The sequence below is a fragment of the Pediococcus sp. EKM201D genome, from assembly GCF_011800215.1.
GTDB lineage: Bacteria > Bacillota > Bacilli > Lactobacillales > Lactobacillaceae > Pediococcus > Pediococcus pentosaceus.
This window is the reverse complement of sequence record NZ_JAALFK010000005.1, coordinates 124,661-143,268: the sequence shown is the minus strand read 5'-3', so window position 1 is coordinate 143,268 and position 18,608 is coordinate 124,661. Positions and strand designations below refer to the sequence as shown.

Sequence of the window (18,608 nt, the reverse complement as noted above, 5' to 3'; positions counted from 1 at the left end):
AAATAAACAGGTTGTGTGAAAATGTTAAAAAATCGAGGAGGCTTATTCTATGTCCAAGAGAATAATCAAGGCGAATCAGAAAGTATTACACGACAGTATGGAAGAAAAGAAACGTTTCCATCTGTATAAATCAGGAAAACTTTGGTTGGTGGCAGGTCTAGCAACCTTATCTTTTGCTACGGGAGGATTGTCATCACAATTAATGCCACAAAGTGTGCATGCTGACGTTGCTACATCAACAGCGGCTACTAAGACGGATGACAGTACTACTAGTAGTGCGGTTTCTAGCGCAGCACCTAGTGCCGCAGCTTTAAAAACTAGCGTAGCTACTAGTAGCGCAGTTAGTTCATCGGCTACTAGCGTAGCTACTTCCAGCGCTACTAGTTCAGCTACTTCAAGTAGTGCTAGCTCTGAAACATCTTCAGCAACAACTTCTGAAGCAACTTCGACAGCCAGCTCAAGTAGTTCAAAGGCCTCTTCAGCAAGCAGTAGCGAAGCTACAAGTAAGGCTACATCTAAAGCTGCTGATCAAAACAGTAGTGTGGCTAGCTCAAGTGCCACATCTAAAGCTAATAGTAGTTCAGCAAGTAAAGCTTCCAGTACGGCTACGACGAAGAGTAGTTCAAAAGCAACTTCCGCAGCTACTAAGAGTGCTGCCGCAACTACTAATTCAAGTGCAGTAAAAAAAGCTACAACTAGTGCTAAATCAAGCGCATCCAGTTCACAAGAATTGAAAACTAAATTCCATCTTGATGATGTCGCAACAGTTAAACAAACCGGCAATCAGTTGGTCTTTAGCGTAGCAGCTAATAAAAAATTAACTGACGAACAGTATCAAGCTATCGTTGATTACGCAACGCGTAATCACCTCAAGGTGAAGGGACTCCCTAAACAAGCTCAAGCAACCCATAAAGCTAGTGCCGGAACTGATTTAAGTGATCAATTCTTTGAAAAGGGAACTAACACTAAAAAAGGTGCTCACGAAGGGGATTATATTACAGTAAATGGCTCAGTGATGTCCATTTACTTGGATAATACTTATTATGGTCGCCACCACTTTCTAACTAAAGGTGAAACGGAAAAGATTTTAGACTATGTCAAAGAACACAACTTAACCGTTGAAGATAAAAGTCCATCAGGCGTAGCAATAGTTACGCAATACATCTTCGAAGATGGATCCAAAAGTTACAATAGGAAAAATGGTAATTTGGAATTAATCGCATCAGAATCGCGTGTATCTGATCCATTGATTGGTCTGTTAGCTACTACAATGGACGAATTTTTAAAGGGTAAATGGATGATCTGTCTGGGTTCAGATTGGATTGGTGGCACTAGTAGTGATGGCAACCCAGCGAACACTTGGGATAAAAGCTACACCAATGGTCAACGAAAATTAGGTTTTTTTGCAAGCCATGTAATCAGCTATACTGGAGATGGTGGTCATCGTGCCGGTTCTGCGCTATTAGAAGCAGATGCATTTGTACGACTTAACGTATGGGAAGATCAAAATGTACGATTAGGGTTTACAAAATCAGGTAGTGATGGAATACCTTCCGGTAATTATGATACAAATTGGGCACAGTTAATTGTCTACGATACTGCGAATGGAACTGCCAATTCTCAAAGTTATTCGGACAATCAAAATTATAAATACTTCAACCTGACGGACCAACAAGTTAGAGATATCGTCCGTTCTACTGCATTAGATGGAGCTAGCTTTTATGATCAAATTTCTACAACTAAACATGTAGCAAATAGTATAAATGATGGATCTAGAGGAATGCCTACGTCTGAAAATCAAACTTATCAAGGTCGAGTTATCGTCGAGGTTAAGGATCAAGATGATAACGTTCTGGGTTATATCGAATTTGATGGAGATGGTACGATTACCGTCGATGGTATTGATATGGGAAGTATTGATAGCTCAGCTAAGGATATTCTAGCGAATGTTGGGATCGATTTAACGCAGCTTATCAAGAATTTAGCTGCAGGTACAGGTGTTTTTGGTGATGAGGCAGTGGGGACGAAATACCGGTACGATGCAGCTAAGAGTAATGATGCTGATGGTGAAGGCCAATTCTCAATGAGCCGTGACTTTGAAGAGGCATTCAGCGAAGAGTATGGACATATGACTGTCTATTTCATTGAACAAGCTACTGCAACGGTTACGGTTGTTGATGATGACGAAGACGGCGCAAAAGTTGGTGATGTTGTGACCGTTAATGGCGATATAGATACATCAAAGACGACAACAGTCACAATTCCAGATGGTTACGAATACGTCGGAGCTGATGGTAATGGCGTGGTTTCATCAGACGGTAAGACGGTGACAATCACTCTTACGGATGATGATAGTGATAACGTTGTGATTCATTTGAAACATGGACATAAGGATGTTGATCCAAGCGACCCAGACGATCCATACTACAATGACACGCATACGACAGCGAACCAAGTTATCCATTATGTTGACCAAGATGGTAATACAGTTTTCGACGACAATGATTCACAAACATTGGATTACGAACGTAGTGTAACAATCGATGAAGTAACTGGTGAAATCACAGCATATGGCGACTGGAAAGCAGTTGATGGTGACGAATTCGGTTCAGTAACATCATCAGACAAACCAGGATATGCGATTGATAAACCGGTAGTATCTGGCGAAAAACCAACAATTACAAACGGAAAAGATGGAAAAGTTAGTGATGTCGAAGTAACCGTAACTTATACAGCTATGGATGAAGATGCCACAATTACTTACGTTGATGACGATAAGGGCGGCGCTCAAGTCGGTGACATCGTAACAGTTACTGGTAAGACGGACGATTCCACAACATACACCGTGACAATTCCAGATGGCTATGAATATGTCGGTACCGACGGTGGCGTAGTTTCATCAGATGGCAAGACGGTTACAATTACTTTCGCAGCTGATGATAGCGATAACGTTGTAATTCATTTGAAACATGGACACAAGGACGTTGATCCAAGCGACCCAGATGATCCATATTACGATGCAACGCATGCAACATCGACTCAACATGTTCATTATGTTGACCAAGATGGTAATACAGTTTTCGACGACAATGATTCACAAACATTGGATTACGAACGTAGTGTAACAATCGATGAAGTAACTGGGGAAATTACAGCATACGGTGATTGGGAAGCGGTCGATGATACTGAATTTGGCACCGTTACATCACCAGATAAGCCGGGATACACACCTGATACTCCTGAAGTAACTGGCGAAAAACCAGAAATTACTAATGGAAAAGACGGAAAGGTTAATGATGTTGAAGTAACCGTTACTTATACGGCTGATGACGAAGACGCCACGATTACTTATGTTGATGACGATAAGGGCGGCGCCCAAGTCGGTGACATCGTAAAAGTCACAGGTAAGACGGACGATTCTACAACATACACCGTGACAATTCCAGATGGCTATGAATATGTCGGCACCGACGGTGGCGTAGTTTCATCAGACGGCAAGACGGTTACAATTACTTTCGCAGCTGATGATAGCGATAACGTTGTAATTCATTTGAAACATGGACACAAGGAGGTTGATCCAAGCGATCCAGATGATCCATACTACGATGATACGCACACAACATCAACAGAACATATTCATTATGTTGACCAAGATGGTAATACAGTCTTCGATGATAATGATTCACAAACATTGGATTACGAACGTAGTGTAACAATCGATGAAGTAACTGGGGAAATCACAGCATACGGTGACTGGAAAGCAGTCGATGATACTGAATTTGGTTCAGTAACATCACCAGATAAGCCAGGTTATGCAGTTGATAAACCGGAAGTAACTGGCGAAAAACCAAACGTTACAAACGGAAAAGATGGAAAAGTTAATGATGTCGAAGTAACCGTTACTTATACAGCAAGTGATGAAGATGCCACGGTTACTTACGTTGATGACGATAAGGGCGGTGCTCAAGTCGGTGACATCGTAACAGTTACTGGTAAGACGGACGATTCCACAACATATACCGTGACAATCCCAGATGGCTATGAATATGTCGGCACCGACGGTGGCGTAGTTTCATCAGATGGCAAGACGGTTACAATTACGTTCACCGCCGATGATAGTGATAACGTTGTAATTCATTTGAAACATGGACACAAGGAGGTTGATCCAAGTGATCCAGATGATCCATACTACGATGATACGCATGCAACTGTAACGCAAACTGTTCACTACCATAACGGAGAAACTGGCGGTCAGATGCAAGCTGACACAACGAACGAAGTAAACTTTGATCGTACAGTAACAATTGATACCGTAACTGGCGAAATTACGCATTATGGTGACTGGGAAGCTGACGGCGACGATTACTTCAAGGGATTTGATTCACCTACTTTCGATGGTTACTTTGCTGATGTTCAACATACGGGCGAAGTTAAGGGTGTAGATCCTGAACAAGGCACAGTGGATGATGTTACTATCACTTACTACGCTGACGACCAACCAGTTCAACCAGATGATCCAAAGGATAATGGTGACAAGGTCGATCCAAGTAATCCAAACAGTCCAGTATACCCAGCGGGTGTAACAGATGAAGACTTGAACAAGACCGTAACTGAAACAATTCACTATGTAGACCCAGAAACTGGCGAACAAGTTGCTCCTGACAAGACGATTGACGTTCATTACTCACGTGTTGGTCACGTAATTTACAATACTGACGGAACAGTCAAGGAAGTTATTTACGACCCATGGAAGGCAGACGGTTCATTTACGGATGTTGATTCACCAGTAGTTGACGGATACTTCCCAAGTCGTAGTAAAGCCGGTGCTTACACCGTTGATGATGTTGATAGTCAAAAAGACTTTGATACAACGGTTTACTACTACAAGACAGACCAAGACGTAACACCAGATGATCCAAAGGACCCTGATACACCAATCAATCCAAGTGATCCAGATAGTCCCGTTTACCCAGACGGTGTAGATGAAGACGATTTGAATGCTGATGTTAGTCAAGTAATCCACTATGTAGACGAAAACGGTAATGAACTCGGCACATACACGAAGGATATTCACTATACTCGTACAGCTACAGTTCATTACGACCAAAATGGTAATGTTACTGGTATCACATACGGTGACTGGAAAGCTGACAATGGCGATAGCTTCGCTGCAGTAGATAGTCCAGACTACGACGGATACTTCACACTTGATAAGACCGTCGCAGGCAAGACAGTCGATGATCCACAAAGTCAAGCTGACTTTAGTGACACCGTAATCTACTACAAGACTGATCAAGATGTAACACCGGATGATCCAAAGGATCCAGATACACCAATCAATCCGGACGATCCATTAAGTCCGATTTACCCAGATGGTGTAGATGAAGACGATTTGAATGCTGATGTTAGTCAAGTAATCCATTACGTTGACGAAAATGGAAATGAACTCGGCACATACACGAAGGATATTCACTATACCCGTACAGCTACAGTTCATTATGATCAAAATGGAAACGCAACGGTCACATACGGTGATTGGAAAGCTGATAATGGCGATAGCTTCGGTGCAGTAGATAGTCCAGACTACGATGGCTACTTCACTCTTGATAAGACCGTCGCAGGCAAGACTGTTACAGATCCACAAAGTCAAGCTGACTTTAGCGATACTGTAATCTACTACCCAACAAGTCAAGATGTAACACCGGATGATCCAAAGGACCCAGATACACCAATCAATCCGGATGATCCATTAAGTCCGGTTTACCCAGACGGTGTAGATGAAGACGACTTGAATGCTGATGTTAGCCAAGTAATTCATTATGTCGATGATCAAGGTAATGAGCTTGGCACATACACGAAGGATATTCACTATACCCGTACAGCTCGTATCACATACGACCAAGACGGAAACGCGACGGTCACATATAGTGATTGGAAAGCTGATAATGGCGATAGCTTCGGTGTAGTCAATAGTCCAGATTATGACGGTTATTTCACCCTTGATAAGACCGTCGCAGGCAAGACAGTCGATGATCCACAAAGTCAGGCCGACTTTAGCGACACCGTAATTTACTACAAGACTGGTCAAGACGTAACACCAGATGATCCAAAAGATCCAGATACACCAATCAATCCGGATGATCCATTAAGTCCAGTATATCCAGATGGTGTAGATGAAGACGATTTGAACGCTGATGTTAAGGAAACCATCCATTACGTAGATGAAAATGGTAAAGAATTAGCCGGCACATACACGAAGGATGTTCATTACACCCGTACAGCAACTGTTCACTATGATCAAAACGGAAACGCAACGGTCACATACGGGGAATGGAAAGCTGATGGTTCATTCGATAAGGTAGCCAACCCTGATATCGATGGTTACTTTACCCTTGACAAGGGTGTTGACGGTAAGACGGTTACTGATCCACAAAATCAAGCTGACTTTGTAGAAAATGTAATCTACTACAAGACGGATCAAAACGTAACACCAGATGATCCAAAGGACCCAGATACACCAATCAATCCGGATGATCCATTAAGTCCAGTATATCCAGATGGTGTAGATGAAGACGACTTGAATGCTGATGTTAGCCAAGTAATCCATTACGTTGACGAAAATGGAAATGAACTCGGCACATACACGAAGGATATTCACTATACACGTACAGCAACTGTTCACTATGACCAAGACGGAAACGCAACGGTCACATATAGTGATTGGAAAGCTGATAATGGCGATAGCTTCAGTGCGGTAGATAGTCCAGTGTACGACGGGTACTTCACTCTTGATAAGACCGTCGCAGGTGAGACAGTTACTGATCCACAAAGTCAAGCTGACTTTAGTGACACCGTAATCTACTACCCAACAGACCAAGACGTAACACCGGACGATCCAAAGGACCCAGATACACCAATCAATCCAGCGGATCCAGATAGTCCAGTTTACCCAGATGGTGTAGATGATGATGACTTGAACCAAGATGTAACAGAAACAGTACATTACATTAACGCTGAAACTGACGAAGAAATGGCTGCCACTTATACTCACACGGTTCATTACTCACGCACAGCCCATGTTTCATACGACCAAGACGGTAATGCTACTGTAACGTATGGTGACTGGACAGCAGACGGCTCATTTGACGCAGTTACATCACCAGAAATTGACGGATATGTTGCTGACCGCCCAGTTATTGACGGACGCACAGTTACAGAACCAGGTGCTGACTTTAACGAAACAGTTTACTATTACGTCGCTGATCATACAGTTACACCTGATAACCCAATTTCTCCAGATACACCGCTCGACCCATCAAATCCATATAGTCCGGTTTACCCAGACGGTGTGGACGAAGGTGATTTGAACAAGGATGTAACAGAAACAATCCATTACGTTGATGAAAATGGTAATGAATTGGCCGATACTTACACGAAGACGGTTCACTACACTCGTGATGCCCATGTTCACTTCAATGCAGATGGCACAACGGTCGTAACGTATGGTGAATGGACAGCAGACGGATCATTTGAAGCTGTAGATAGTCCTGATATTGATGGCTATGTTGCAGACCAAGATGTGATTGCTGCACTTGATAACCCAACTGAAAATGTTGACCTAGTGGTTGTTTACCATCATAAGCAAGTTGCTCCAAAACCAGAACCAAAACCAGAACCAAAACCAGAACCTGCTCCAACTCCAGCCCCAGAAAAACCAGCAGCACCTGCTCCTAAGGTTGCTCCAACGAAGACTGTTACACCAGCTCACGTGGCTAGAAAAGCAATGCAACAACAAGCTCCTGCAAAACGCTTGCCACAAACTGGCGAAGAAGACAACTCTTCAATGAGTGAAGTAGGAATTCTAGGATTGCTTGCTGGAAGCCTTGGTCTCTTCGGACTTGGTAAGAAACGTAAACGCGATGGTGAAGATTAGTTTTGGGGAATTAATCTTTAAATCGTAAAAACGAAAAATCTCCACTGTTAGATAAAAATCTGACGGTGGAGATTTTTTTGGATAATAAGGAAGTAATTAGGAAGGGAGAAGATGAACGCTATACCAAACGATTTAGTTGACGATATTTACGGGGTGATACCGCATATTCTTTAAAAAATTCTCTTGAAAAATTTGCGGTGTCGTAAAATTTAAGAATCTGAGCTATTTTACCAATCGACATTGAGGTGTTTATTAACAGATTCTTTGCTTCGGTCATTTTAACGTGACGGATATACTGGGTCACGGAAAAGCCTAACTCTGCGCGAAAGCGAGTCAGAGTGTATTTTTTGTCCAGGTTTAAGGTTGCGAAAATCTGATCGATTCGTAAGCGTTCATAACGATGCATATTGATATAGTAAGCGGTCAGGGCGACCTGTTTAGACACTTTAGAAAAATCGACGTTGCGGGTGGGTTCGTCGTTATATGAAAAAAATGTCTGAACAATATCAAACAAAATATCACGAAAATCTTCAATTTTTAGGTTTTGGGAGCTTAAAAATTTGATGAAGGCGAGCCGGAGTTCTAAGAAATGTGCGATATTGAGATGGGTAAAAAAACTGATATTGGTCAGGCCGCCTACCAAACCAATTAGAGACTGTAGCACCACCTCGGAAGATAAATCTTGAAGTGCGCAGTCTCTAAAAAACTGGTCAATATGTTCGTGGGCATGTTCATAATTTTTATTTTCAAAGAAGTGGAGAAGATCATGTTCAAGTAATGAAAATTTTAAAATAAATGATCGATCTTGAGATGTTAATAAAGAAGGATCCAATTTAACAATTCTCATAATTCCTCCTTCCTAAAGATAATTTCTTCCTTACAAAAATGCATTTTGTCGGATTTTTAAACTTAATTCAAGCAATATGTTTGTAAAGTTTAAGATTGTCTATAAAAAGTACAAAAACAGCTAGAATACTACAAATAAGGGTTTTTAAGGAGGCGTATTGTTTGCAAAGACATCAGGATAACCAATATAATACACTTATTAAAAGAAAGTAATCCCTTCAAGATTATTGAAAATAATCTTGAAGTTCCAATGTTAGATTTTTCTAATTTTATGGCTGTTTTTCTAATCTCAGGATATCAAAATTGTCCAAACTGGCCAAACGGATTAAGCGAGAAAGATCTAATGTAGATAATTGAATGGTCGATTAGCTATTACGATTAAGGGACTAGCAAAGTGGCTAAGCAAGTTCTTTAAACTATAACATTTAATCGAATGAAAATTGTCAAAAGATCGTCGGTGAAATTCTCGGCTACGATTTTAATCTGGGGGGTCAAGTGGACAAAACAAACGCGGATGCTTTAAGTAGCAATCCGCAGAGTAAATGAATTAAGACGATTTCACCGAAGGGTAGCAAGGTTGACGATGGCAACTCCACTCTTTTTTACGGTCGCAGGAAGACCGTCTCTCCCAGAGCTGGAGTAGCTGGTAGTGAACTTTGCTATAGAAGATATTGGCGATGAAGCCCGTGACATCGACGATATCTAATCATCTGAATCACAACCACCAGGGGATGGTTCAAACATTATACGACAACTCCCAAAACCGTAAAAAAACTTTACCCTGAGTGGCGAGAAGCAAGATGATTCTCAATGGCGGCGAACCATTGGCAGGGCCATATCACAGGCACATCCTAGGGACCTAATGTACTTAACCTTATATTATTTCCCCTTTGGAAGTCTCCAGTGTTAGGTGAAAATCTAGCACTGGGGATTTTTTGATGGATTAACCAATCTGAAGGTAAATAAAAACGCCATCCTGCTGAAGGGATGGCGTTTTTATGATAGCTATTTATACTAAGACATGCGAATCAAAGACGTTAAAACGTCGGATGACGTATTGATTGCGATTATTTTTGACCGCCCATACTTCAATAGCTGATCCCATCTTGGCTTGTTGAAAAAAGTTTAGAGCATGGGTATGAATCAGCATGTTGTAGTGCTGATCTTGCATATTCGTCAGGGTAAACCGAAATAAAATGGGAGAGTAACTGATACTTTTAATTTCACTAGTAATAATTCCGCTTAATTTTTCCATATAATCGACCTCTTTTTGATAAGTAAATTATACGAACAAACGTTCGTTTTGTCAATTAGCAAGCGGACTATTTTGGAATCAAAGTGGGCATTAATTTAAATTAGACGTAGTGCAAAGTAACACCACTTAAGTAAAGTTTGCCTTTAATATAAAGGGTTGGACCTGTACCAGAATTGCGAATTCCCCGTTCATCAATGCCAGACATTACAGAGTTAATATCAGTCACGATATTCCAATCGTGGGGGAGATATAGTGTGATGTTTCCCAGTTGGCAATTGATGTTGGCAGTGGCAGAATCCTCAAGATGGGCTTGATCAAAATACACCTTAGTAGTTCCCATGTAGTTATTTACATTGATGCTTTTCAAATCTTGAGATTGAATATAATGAATACCACTACTCATGCTAGTTTCAATATTGATTACGTCATCATCAGCGGACTGCGTACTTTCAGTATAATCGTAGTCTGGGTGATGATTAAAACCATGCTGAAAATTTTTCCATAGTGCATGCTTTTGCCAATTTCGGCGATAAGGATGAAAAATTAGTGATAGACCAATTGTTAGAAGAACGGCCGCTAACAGAATGGTCCATGGCACGAGACTACTGATACCAAGGGGTTTACCATATAGCATTAATAAAAATGCAATTGAAAAGATGGTTCCAGCGATGGACAAGTGGACGAGGCTGACGACCAGTGCAGCAATTAAAAATACAGAAGCGACGACGGAGAACGGATTTAAGGTGAACGCCGTCCAACCCATCTGCGTTGCTACTAAAACAGCCGCAGCTAAAACGAATAATGTGCCCCAAAACCATTGTGATTTTTTCATAATTAATTACCTCAACTTTTTTAAATGTTCTTGTAATGATTTATAGTACCGACGAGATGCATAAACTTGTTTATGCGAGTTTTGAAATTGGACTAAGCAGTTCGACAATGATTTAGTTAACGCTAAGATTTTATTAACATTGACAATACAAGATTTAGAGATACGAATGAACTCAATAGGAAGGTTTTCCTCTAGCTCGTATAGTCGCTGATGCGTTGTATAAAGCTGATTTTCAGTGTGGGCACGGACTTGTCGATCCTCGGTCTCAAAGAATAAAATATCGCCAACTTCTAGGTAAAATTCAGTGGAACCGGAATAAAAGGTCATAACTTTTTGCGTAGCATTTTGTCTTTTTATTAATTCCTGAATTTCTGTAATGTTTTTAGTAAACTCGGGCGCTCGAATAATGACTTCGCCCTCTTTAATATTTGGATCAATTTCAACTCGCATTTTCAATGTCGATCATCCTTTCCTACTAAGTACATCATAAAAAAGAGAGCGGGTAAATGGGTAAGGGATAAGTGGTTGGATTAAGCGACTAGGCGGTCAAAAAACTGTAAGAAAATGATTGCAGCAGAACCTAGCTGAATTGATTTTCTTACAGTTTTTAAGTGCTTATTTAGAATATTTTTGACCGAGCAGCATGCGACCCGACATGGTTCTTAAAATTAAACCTAGATGGGTATGATGAAGGTCATCGCCAGTTTTACGATATAGCGGTTGAAGTTCTGAATTCCAAAGGGCAAAAGTTGTCGTAAATGTTGGAAATTTCCAATAGCGGTGCCGGTAATTTGGAATCTTAATCCAGCGCTTTTGCGCAACACGAGGTTGATCGACGTATTCAAAATCGATGTGAGCCTGAGACTTTGCTGCAGGTTTCACGGTTTTTTGAGGGCGTGCGGCCGGAACCGCAGTTGGCAAGCGGTGCTGTTGGAGCCTTTTTTGAATTACGACCCGTTTTTCTTCCATGGTCAGCGGTACTGCCGTGGGCGTGGCGCTCGGTAACTTGGTTACTGTTACTGGGTGCGATTGAATCGGCTTAACCACAGGTGCTGGTTGAGGAATCGGATCGGCCTTTTCAGGTGTCTTGGGCGAACTACTAGGTTTTTGGGGTGCAAGAGGTTGCACGGCATCCGACTTAGGTTGAGCTGGTTTTTTAGATCGCAGATGAACATAGTAGGTCACCGAATCACCATTGATCTGATCAAAATCGAGGCCATTTTTGGGGAAATCATTAGTAGTTAACGTATATCCTTGACTTTCATATTCCTTGATCTTACGGGTTGGATCATACGTATTGGCCTGATTATAGTAGACCGAAACTTCTTTTGAAAGCAGCTCTTGATGAGTGCGATCATCAATGAATTTTACCGTAGCTTTTTTATGAGCCCGTTCGTATCTAACTGTATAGTGCAGATCGGAACTATTAGCATCGATCGTTTGTTGATCAACCTGTTGATGGCTAGAACGGGGCGCATTATTAGAAGCTACGTGATAACCCTTGATGGTTGGATTAGGGATGGCAGCTAAAGTAGCTTGATTGCTCCTAATCCAATTCTGCTGGTCCACGGGTCGGCCTTGTTGATCGAGCGTTAAAGTTGTTTTAGTTCTTGAAAAATAAGTAACAGTTGTGTGATGAAGCGCATCTGCTACCGTCGCAAAGGTAACGGGCTGAGCGCGATATGGATTGGCAAGAGCCTTACCATCTTCATCCACATACTCAACGTATTCGTTGATAGTTTTGGTGGTCAAGTGGTATGCTGGAGCGTATACGTAGGTAACTATACCATTGTCTCCATGATGGCTTAAAATACCAGTGGCAGGAAGGCTACCAGCTCCCATGCGAACAAAGTGATAATTATTAATATTTTGAGGATGGGTAGTGTAGGGCCGGCCTACAAAAGGGCCGAATGGATAATCGGCAGTCCCGGTAGCTAAGAGTTTCCCCGTCTGATCCACATACCGTACGGTAACCGTAGCGTGATGGTGGTGATGATGGTGATAGGGTGCTGCAGATGGCGGATTAGTAGCCGTCGCACTGGAACTTTGAGTAGCGGATGAAGATGCCGTGGTTGTAGTGCTAGAACTCGTAGCCACGGTCGTTGAATTAGCGTCCGCCTGATAGGATTCAGCATTAGATGGGGAGGTTGGTTTTGGAGTAGGTGTTTTAGCCGCCCAAGCGGTGGTCGAAACTAAAAATGTATTGGTAACGATAACGATACTTAACACAACGGTAATTAGCCATTTTCTACTCTTGTTGTATAATTTGGTGTAGTGCTTTGTTCCCAAGATGATTTACCCCCAGACATATTTTTAGAGTCTATATTTTGATGCCTTTAAAAATATTGTTAACAAATCACCTTAAGGAGTTAATAATATGATCGAGAAGTTTAACCGATTATTGGACGATGAGCAGCAGTTGGTCCTCCAACTAGCCGAACTGTATATCCATGATTCTGAGAAGAGGCTTTCGATAGGCTATGTTCAAGATGAGCTGGGAGTTAGTAGACATCAGGTGCTGGGCGCGTTTGATTTATTAAAATCAACGATTACTGCACTTCGTATTGAAAACATTGATTTGGAATACGATGGCAAGGGAGTCCTGTTAATCTATGGTCTAACAACAACTTCAATGAAAACCATTCTGGAAAACATGGCGACCAGGTCAATTCGTTTGAATATTTTTATAAATTCTCAATTGGGAATTTACGGCACCCAAGCTCAATTCCTAAAGCAATTCGGAATCAGTCGAGCAACCTATTATCGCAATATTATTTATATTAGGCAAATTCTGTCGGAAGAATTCTTCAACAAGACCCATCGCAATGAAGAAAGTGTGCGACAGACTATTTTTAGCGTGATTCATCATTTTTTCAATGGAATTGATGCGATGCCGATTGAGCTGGGAGAGCCGGTGGACACTTTAATCACCGAGTTGAGTGAGCTAAAATCAATGCATTTAAGCTACACAGAACGGCAACGCTTGACGAATTTTTTGTTTGTCCAAACTAAGCGTATTCGTCAGGGAAACGTGGTTAAAAAGATTGTCGATAAGGATTGCGCTAAGGAAAAGTTGGATTTTTTAGAGCCACTGAGAGATTTATGGGGGTTGGAAGAGCCTGATTTAATCCAAGAAGCTTGGTATCTGAACATTTATTTTATGGTCAACGAACTAGCGCCATTTGAAATTGAAAAGTGTGGGAATCAGCCGCCGTTAAAAGTAATTCAAACTTTGGTAGAAAAACAGCTCGATTTTTTGCACCAAATTTTTGAAGGGTTAGAAGTAGACGGCCAACTAGCAGAGATTCGACAGGAACTACTGGAAACCAACCTCAAAGTATTTTCGCCATTTTATTTCAGTGAGACGTTTGTAGATCCAACTAAGGTGCCCTTTTTCAGTGAAACTTATCCTGAAATTGACGAGATGGTGAAACAAATTTTGGCGTATGTAGGCGAGCAACGTAAATTAAGGCTTGATAAAGATACGTTAACCCAGCTATATTATACTTACATGTTAATCTTGCTGGAACATCTACCGGTTCAGTTGGTAAGTAGTGTCGTGAAGATTACGGTCGATTTTTCTAATGGAAAAGTTTTTACCAAGTACATCACGTCTCAGCTACAACAATTTGCGCCCCTTAATATCGAAATTTCTAAACGTCTGGAAGATGATACGGATATATTTCTATCGGATCAACGTTTTTATGATGTCGATTGTGAGCAAATGATCTGGGAGTCACCACCTTTAGCTGAGGATTGGGAACAACTAGGTGATTTAATCGTAAAAATTAAACAAAATGATAAAAAAATAATTAATAGCTAACCAAAGACTTTTTAACGGCGTCCGCTCGGGACTTACTGTTAAAAAGTCTTTTTGAATTTTAAGGTGCATTCTCATGATTTTAAAATTAGATGAAAAACGTGAAACATAGAACCCCTTTACGATAAGAGACACGGATTATATTATAAAAACGTGCTAGTCCTTGATTAGCACACGGGGGGATCATTCTAATATCCTTTTTGTAGGATAAGGAACGACGGGAAGCTGTGAAGAAAGGTCAAACGTACGATTTTTGAGGAATGTTCGTGCGCAGCCCGATGAATCACAGCTTCTTTTTATCACGATGGTAGATGAATGAGTTATTGATGGAAGGCAGAAATGGGCGCAAAGAAAAAGATTTGGTTTTGGGTGATAGTAACCTTGCAGGTAATATTTGTTTTAAAAATGGTACATGATACGTACTTCAATGATCGTTGGGCAACGAGGTACAACGTCCGTTCCAGAGAGACGGTAGTTAAAAATATCAATTACGCCTTAGAAAGCAATGATTTTAGTGGCACCGCCTTGGTGATTCGGAATCATAAAGTTTTGTTGCATAAAGGCTATGGGCAACAAAATGCTTCACGAAAAAATGGTGTGGATACTTTGTATAACATCGCCTCGATTGAAAAAAGTATGACTTCCGTGATGGTAGCGAAGTTAATTCAAGAGGGAAAATTGGATTATGCTACAAAACTGGCTGAATTTTATCCGTCCATTCCTAACGCTAAAAATATCACGATTCGTAATATGTTGACCATGACCTCGGGGTTAGAAGCAGCGAGTGATCCAGAAAAAACACTGAGTGAAAAAGCATTGGCCAACTATTACGCTAAGCATGTGGTGGTCGATCCGCGTAAGGGATGGGATTATGATGCGATTAATTTTCATCTGTTGGCGGGAATTATTACGCAACTAACGCATCAAAGTTACAGTGCTAGTTTTAATACGTTAGTCAATCTAAAAAATCAGGTAAATGTGATGGTGATGCCGGATTTTTCGAATCCCCAAGTAGCCGTAAGCTACCATAAAAATGGGCAACCGTTCGCCAATCCTCGCTACGTCTATCGTAATGAGATTGGTACCGGGAGTTTTTTTATGACCGCCGGCGACCTTTACCGTTACTTTTCAGCCTTGGTCAATGGCGAAATTTTACCAATGAAGACCGTCAAGGAGTTGTTTAAAACTGTCCCACATAGTGTTTACGCCGGTGGAGTCTATCACAATAAGCTTTATTACCGCGGGCATGGCATCTTGCAGGGATATGAACCTTCAATCATTTTCAACAAAAAGGCCGGCAATGCCGTCGTTTTGTTGGGAAATCGCAGAGGTAAAACAACGACGATGAAGCTGACCAATAGTATTTATTCATTGGTCAATCAAACTCCATATTTAGGTGGAAACACGTATTAATTAAGGAGAAGGTAAGTTAAACATGGATGTCACGGCAATCGTACCTGCCCATAATGAAGGTGCAAATATTGAAGCAACGATTAAAGCGTTAAAGCAACAAGTTCGAAAAGTGATTGTGGCGTGTGATCACTGTACAGATGATACTTATCAAAAAGCAATTCAGGCAGGAGCGGTGGCTTTTGAAACGGTTGATAATCAGCATCGTAAAGCAGGAGCATTAAATCAAGCCTTAGAAAATTACGTTGATTGGCAATTACCCGACCAATATATTTTCATTTGTGATGCTGACACGGTGATTGCGGATGATTGGATTGAACGGGCCCAGATAGCGATTGATGCTGGTGGTTATGATGCGGTCGGTTCAGTGTTTTTCGGGGATGCGGATCGAAGTTCGATGATTGAATTTTGTCAGCAATTGGAGTGGTACCGCTACACCAATCAGATTAAGCGGAGCAAAAAAGTTTTTGTTTTAACCGGGACCGCTTCGATGGTAAGTGCCGAGATGTTTCAGAAAGTTAAAGCTCGCAAAGGTAGTTTTTACGACGAAGACTCGATTACCGAGGACTTTGCGTTGACGATTGATTTAAAAGAGGCGGGGGCCAGAATCATTTCCCCAATCTCTTGTTACTGCACGACGGAAATTATGCCCAACTGGCGACTACTATTTTTACAACGGCGACGCTGGTATTTAGGAGCACTCCAACAAATGGTTCGCCGAAAATGGGATCGCGTTTTATTTCCATACGTTTTTCAACAATTAATGTTACTTATTTCAGTCCTAGCATTTATGGGACTGATTGTTTTCACCGGTTACTTAATGGTGCAAGACTTGATTATTTTTAGTTTCTTTTGGTTTTTAATTGGAGTGATTTTTGCAGTCGAGCGGGTGATTACGATTTGGAACCAAGACCGGCAGGCAAAGATATTTGCATTAATGATTTTTCCAGAATTAATTTATAGTTTATTTTTACAAATTGCGTACCTTGGGGCGCTGGTTCAGCTGTTAAGCGGGTCAGCGGGTACGTGGAATCATCTAGATTAATGATTTAATTCAATAGGGGGACGAAAAAGTTATGTATTCAAATATTCAAAGAAGTGGTGTAGCTTTTGTAAGCTTAAGTTGGGGGTTCATGTATCACCTATTAGCAACGCTCTCGATTTTTTTCGCAATTCTTGCTGTGGGGACGATTATTAGATGCATTTGGTCTGAAAAACACCAAGATCCAAATTGGCAATAAAAGATTCCTTTTAACATTTATAAATCATAAATAGAATGGAAGCGAGATTGGGAGAGGTTTTCATGAATAAAAAAGGGCTTCTGATATTGGTGATGGCTGTGCTATGGTTTTGGGGCATCAATCGTAAACCACTCAGTGTTCGAGCAGCAACCGATTGGGGCGAACAGTTTATTACTAATGTTGAGTTGAGAAATAGCAAAGATCAAGCGCAAACTACTTTTGGACTTTACGATAACATGAAGATTCATTGGAATTTTAATATTCCAGTTTCTAAAAGAGTCACAGCTGGAGATACGATGACTCTCAAAGTGCCAGACAGTTTGAAGTTAGTTAGTAATGTTAAGTTTGATGTGACTGATGGGCGAGGTAACATTATTGGTAAAGTGCAAGTTTTGAAGCCAACTAATAAAGTTAAAGTCAAATTAACGGAATATGTGGAGCATTATGTAGGTGGAGTGAAAGGTGCTCTTAGTGTCCGAACGCAATGGAATTATTCTAAGGTCGATCAAAACCAAGTGCAACTTTTAAATTGGGGAGCTGGGCGGGCGGCTCAAATTAAGATAAAACCGAATGGCGGTCCGAATCCGAATGAGACTTTATACCAGTGGTCTTGGTACGATGTGAAGGACCCCACGTTGATACATTGGCGAGTGCGCGTGAATTATGCTAAGCAAAATCTCAATCAGGTCGATTGTACCGAACTAATCGGAGACCATCAAAAACTTTTAACGGGTTCCATCGAAGTCATGGGAGTAGCCTTTGATGACCAAGGTAAAGATTTTGAGGTAACGGCAACCTGTCCTAAAGTGAAAATCATGACGAATGGGACGAAGGGTTTTACGGTTGGATTAGGAAAGATTAAGCAGACCTACGTAATCGACTACCAAACGCGAATTTCCTCCGTAGATCAACATCGGCATTATCACAGTCAAGGGGATTTAACGGCGGCCAACCTGACCTCCCAAAGGATTAATACATATGTTCCAGAAAGTAAGGGCGTTGGAACGGGACAGGGATGGCAAAACAGCACGGAGAAGTTAAGTAACACGCAGTCAATTAAAACGGGATATATCCAAAAGGATCGCCCAGTTTTCTTAGCCGAAGAAAAACAGGCCATCATTAAAAACTTTTTAATGGTCGGAGCGAGCCTATTGGCCCTGATTGGGTGGTTCATTTATCATCGCCGGAAATGATGTCAGAAAGAACTTCGGAAAAGAGTAACATCTAATACAAAAAAAGGCGTCCACTGTGAGACGTCTTTTTTGATATAG

At 41.2% G+C, this 18,608-nt stretch carries 10 protein-coding genes; 5 read left to right on the top strand and 5 right to left on the bottom strand.

Annotation, left to right across the window (positions count from 1 at the left end; genetic code table 11):
* Positions 1–49 precede the first annotated feature (49 nt).
* On the top strand, positions 50–7,933 hold the full coding sequence (locus HFC68_RS08095; RefSeq protein ID WP_167399768.1) for a KxYKxGKxW signal peptide domain-containing protein: 7,884 nt from the start codon (positions 50–52) through the stop codon (positions 7,931–7,933).
* 118 nt (positions 7,934–8,051) lie between these two features.
* Here HFC68_RS08095 and HFC68_RS08090 read toward each other — a convergent pair whose 3' ends face one another.
* The 5 genes from HFC68_RS08090 to HFC68_RS08070 form a co-directional block, all read right to left on the bottom strand.
* Positions 8,052–8,780, bottom strand: coding sequence for an AraC family transcriptional regulator (locus tag HFC68_RS08090; RefSeq protein ID WP_167399767.1), 729 nt, complete (start codon positions 8,778–8,780; stop codon positions 8,052–8,054).
* Positions 8,781–9,788: 1,008 nt separating this feature from the next.
* Complete coding sequence (locus tag HFC68_RS08085) at positions 9,789–10,034, bottom strand: hypothetical protein (protein ID WP_002834324.1); 246 nt, start codon at positions 10,032–10,034, stop codon at positions 9,789–9,791.
* Positions 10,035–10,134: 100 nt separating this feature from the next.
* The gene (locus HFC68_RS08080; protein WP_011672854.1) at positions 10,135–10,866 is read right to left on the bottom strand and encodes a hypothetical protein; all 732 of its coding nucleotides are present in this window, start codon (positions 10,864–10,866) and stop codon (positions 10,135–10,137) included.
* 6 nt (positions 10,867–10,872) lie between these two features.
* Positions 10,873–11,316, bottom strand: a complete 444-nt coding sequence (locus HFC68_RS08075) for a LytTR family DNA-binding domain-containing protein (protein WP_171030548.1) — start codon at positions 11,314–11,316, stop codon at positions 10,873–10,875.
* Positions 11,317–11,481: 165 nt separating this feature from the next.
* Positions 11,482–13,155 (bottom strand): MucBP domain-containing protein, encoded by a 1,674-nt coding sequence (locus tag HFC68_RS08070; RefSeq protein WP_167399766.1) that lies wholly within the window; start codon positions 13,153–13,155, stop codon positions 11,482–11,484.
* 88 nt (positions 13,156–13,243) lie between these two features.
* Here HFC68_RS08070 and HFC68_RS08065 point away from each other — a divergent pair, with 88 nt between their 5' ends.
* The 4 genes from HFC68_RS08065 to HFC68_RS08050 all read left to right on the top strand — a co-directional run bounded on the left by HFC68_RS08065 (position 13,244) and on the right by HFC68_RS08050 (position 18,530).
* The gene (locus HFC68_RS08065) at positions 13,244–14,689 is read left to right on the top strand and encodes a hypothetical protein (protein ID WP_011672857.1); all 1,446 of its coding nucleotides are present in this window, start codon (positions 13,244–13,246) and stop codon (positions 14,687–14,689) included.
* Between the two features lie 336 nt (positions 14,690–15,025).
* Positions 15,026–16,099 carry a serine hydrolase gene (locus HFC68_RS08060; RefSeq protein WP_011672858.1) on the top strand — a complete coding sequence of 358 codons (1,074 nt, stop codon included), beginning with the start codon at positions 15,026–15,028 and terminating at the stop codon, positions 16,097–16,099.
* Positions 16,100–16,121: 22 nt separating this feature from the next.
* A complete protein-coding gene (locus HFC68_RS08055; RefSeq protein WP_002834318.1) occupies positions 16,122–17,141 on the top strand; it encodes a glycosyltransferase in 1,020 nt (339 codons plus the stop codon).
* Positions 17,142–17,399: 258 nt separating this feature from the next.
* Positions 17,400–18,530: a collagen binding domain-containing protein gene (locus HFC68_RS08050; RefSeq protein WP_011672859.1), complete on the top strand. Its 1,131-nt coding sequence runs from the start codon at positions 17,400–17,402 to the stop codon at positions 18,528–18,530.
* The last annotated feature ends 78 nt before the right edge of the window (positions 18,531–18,608 follow it).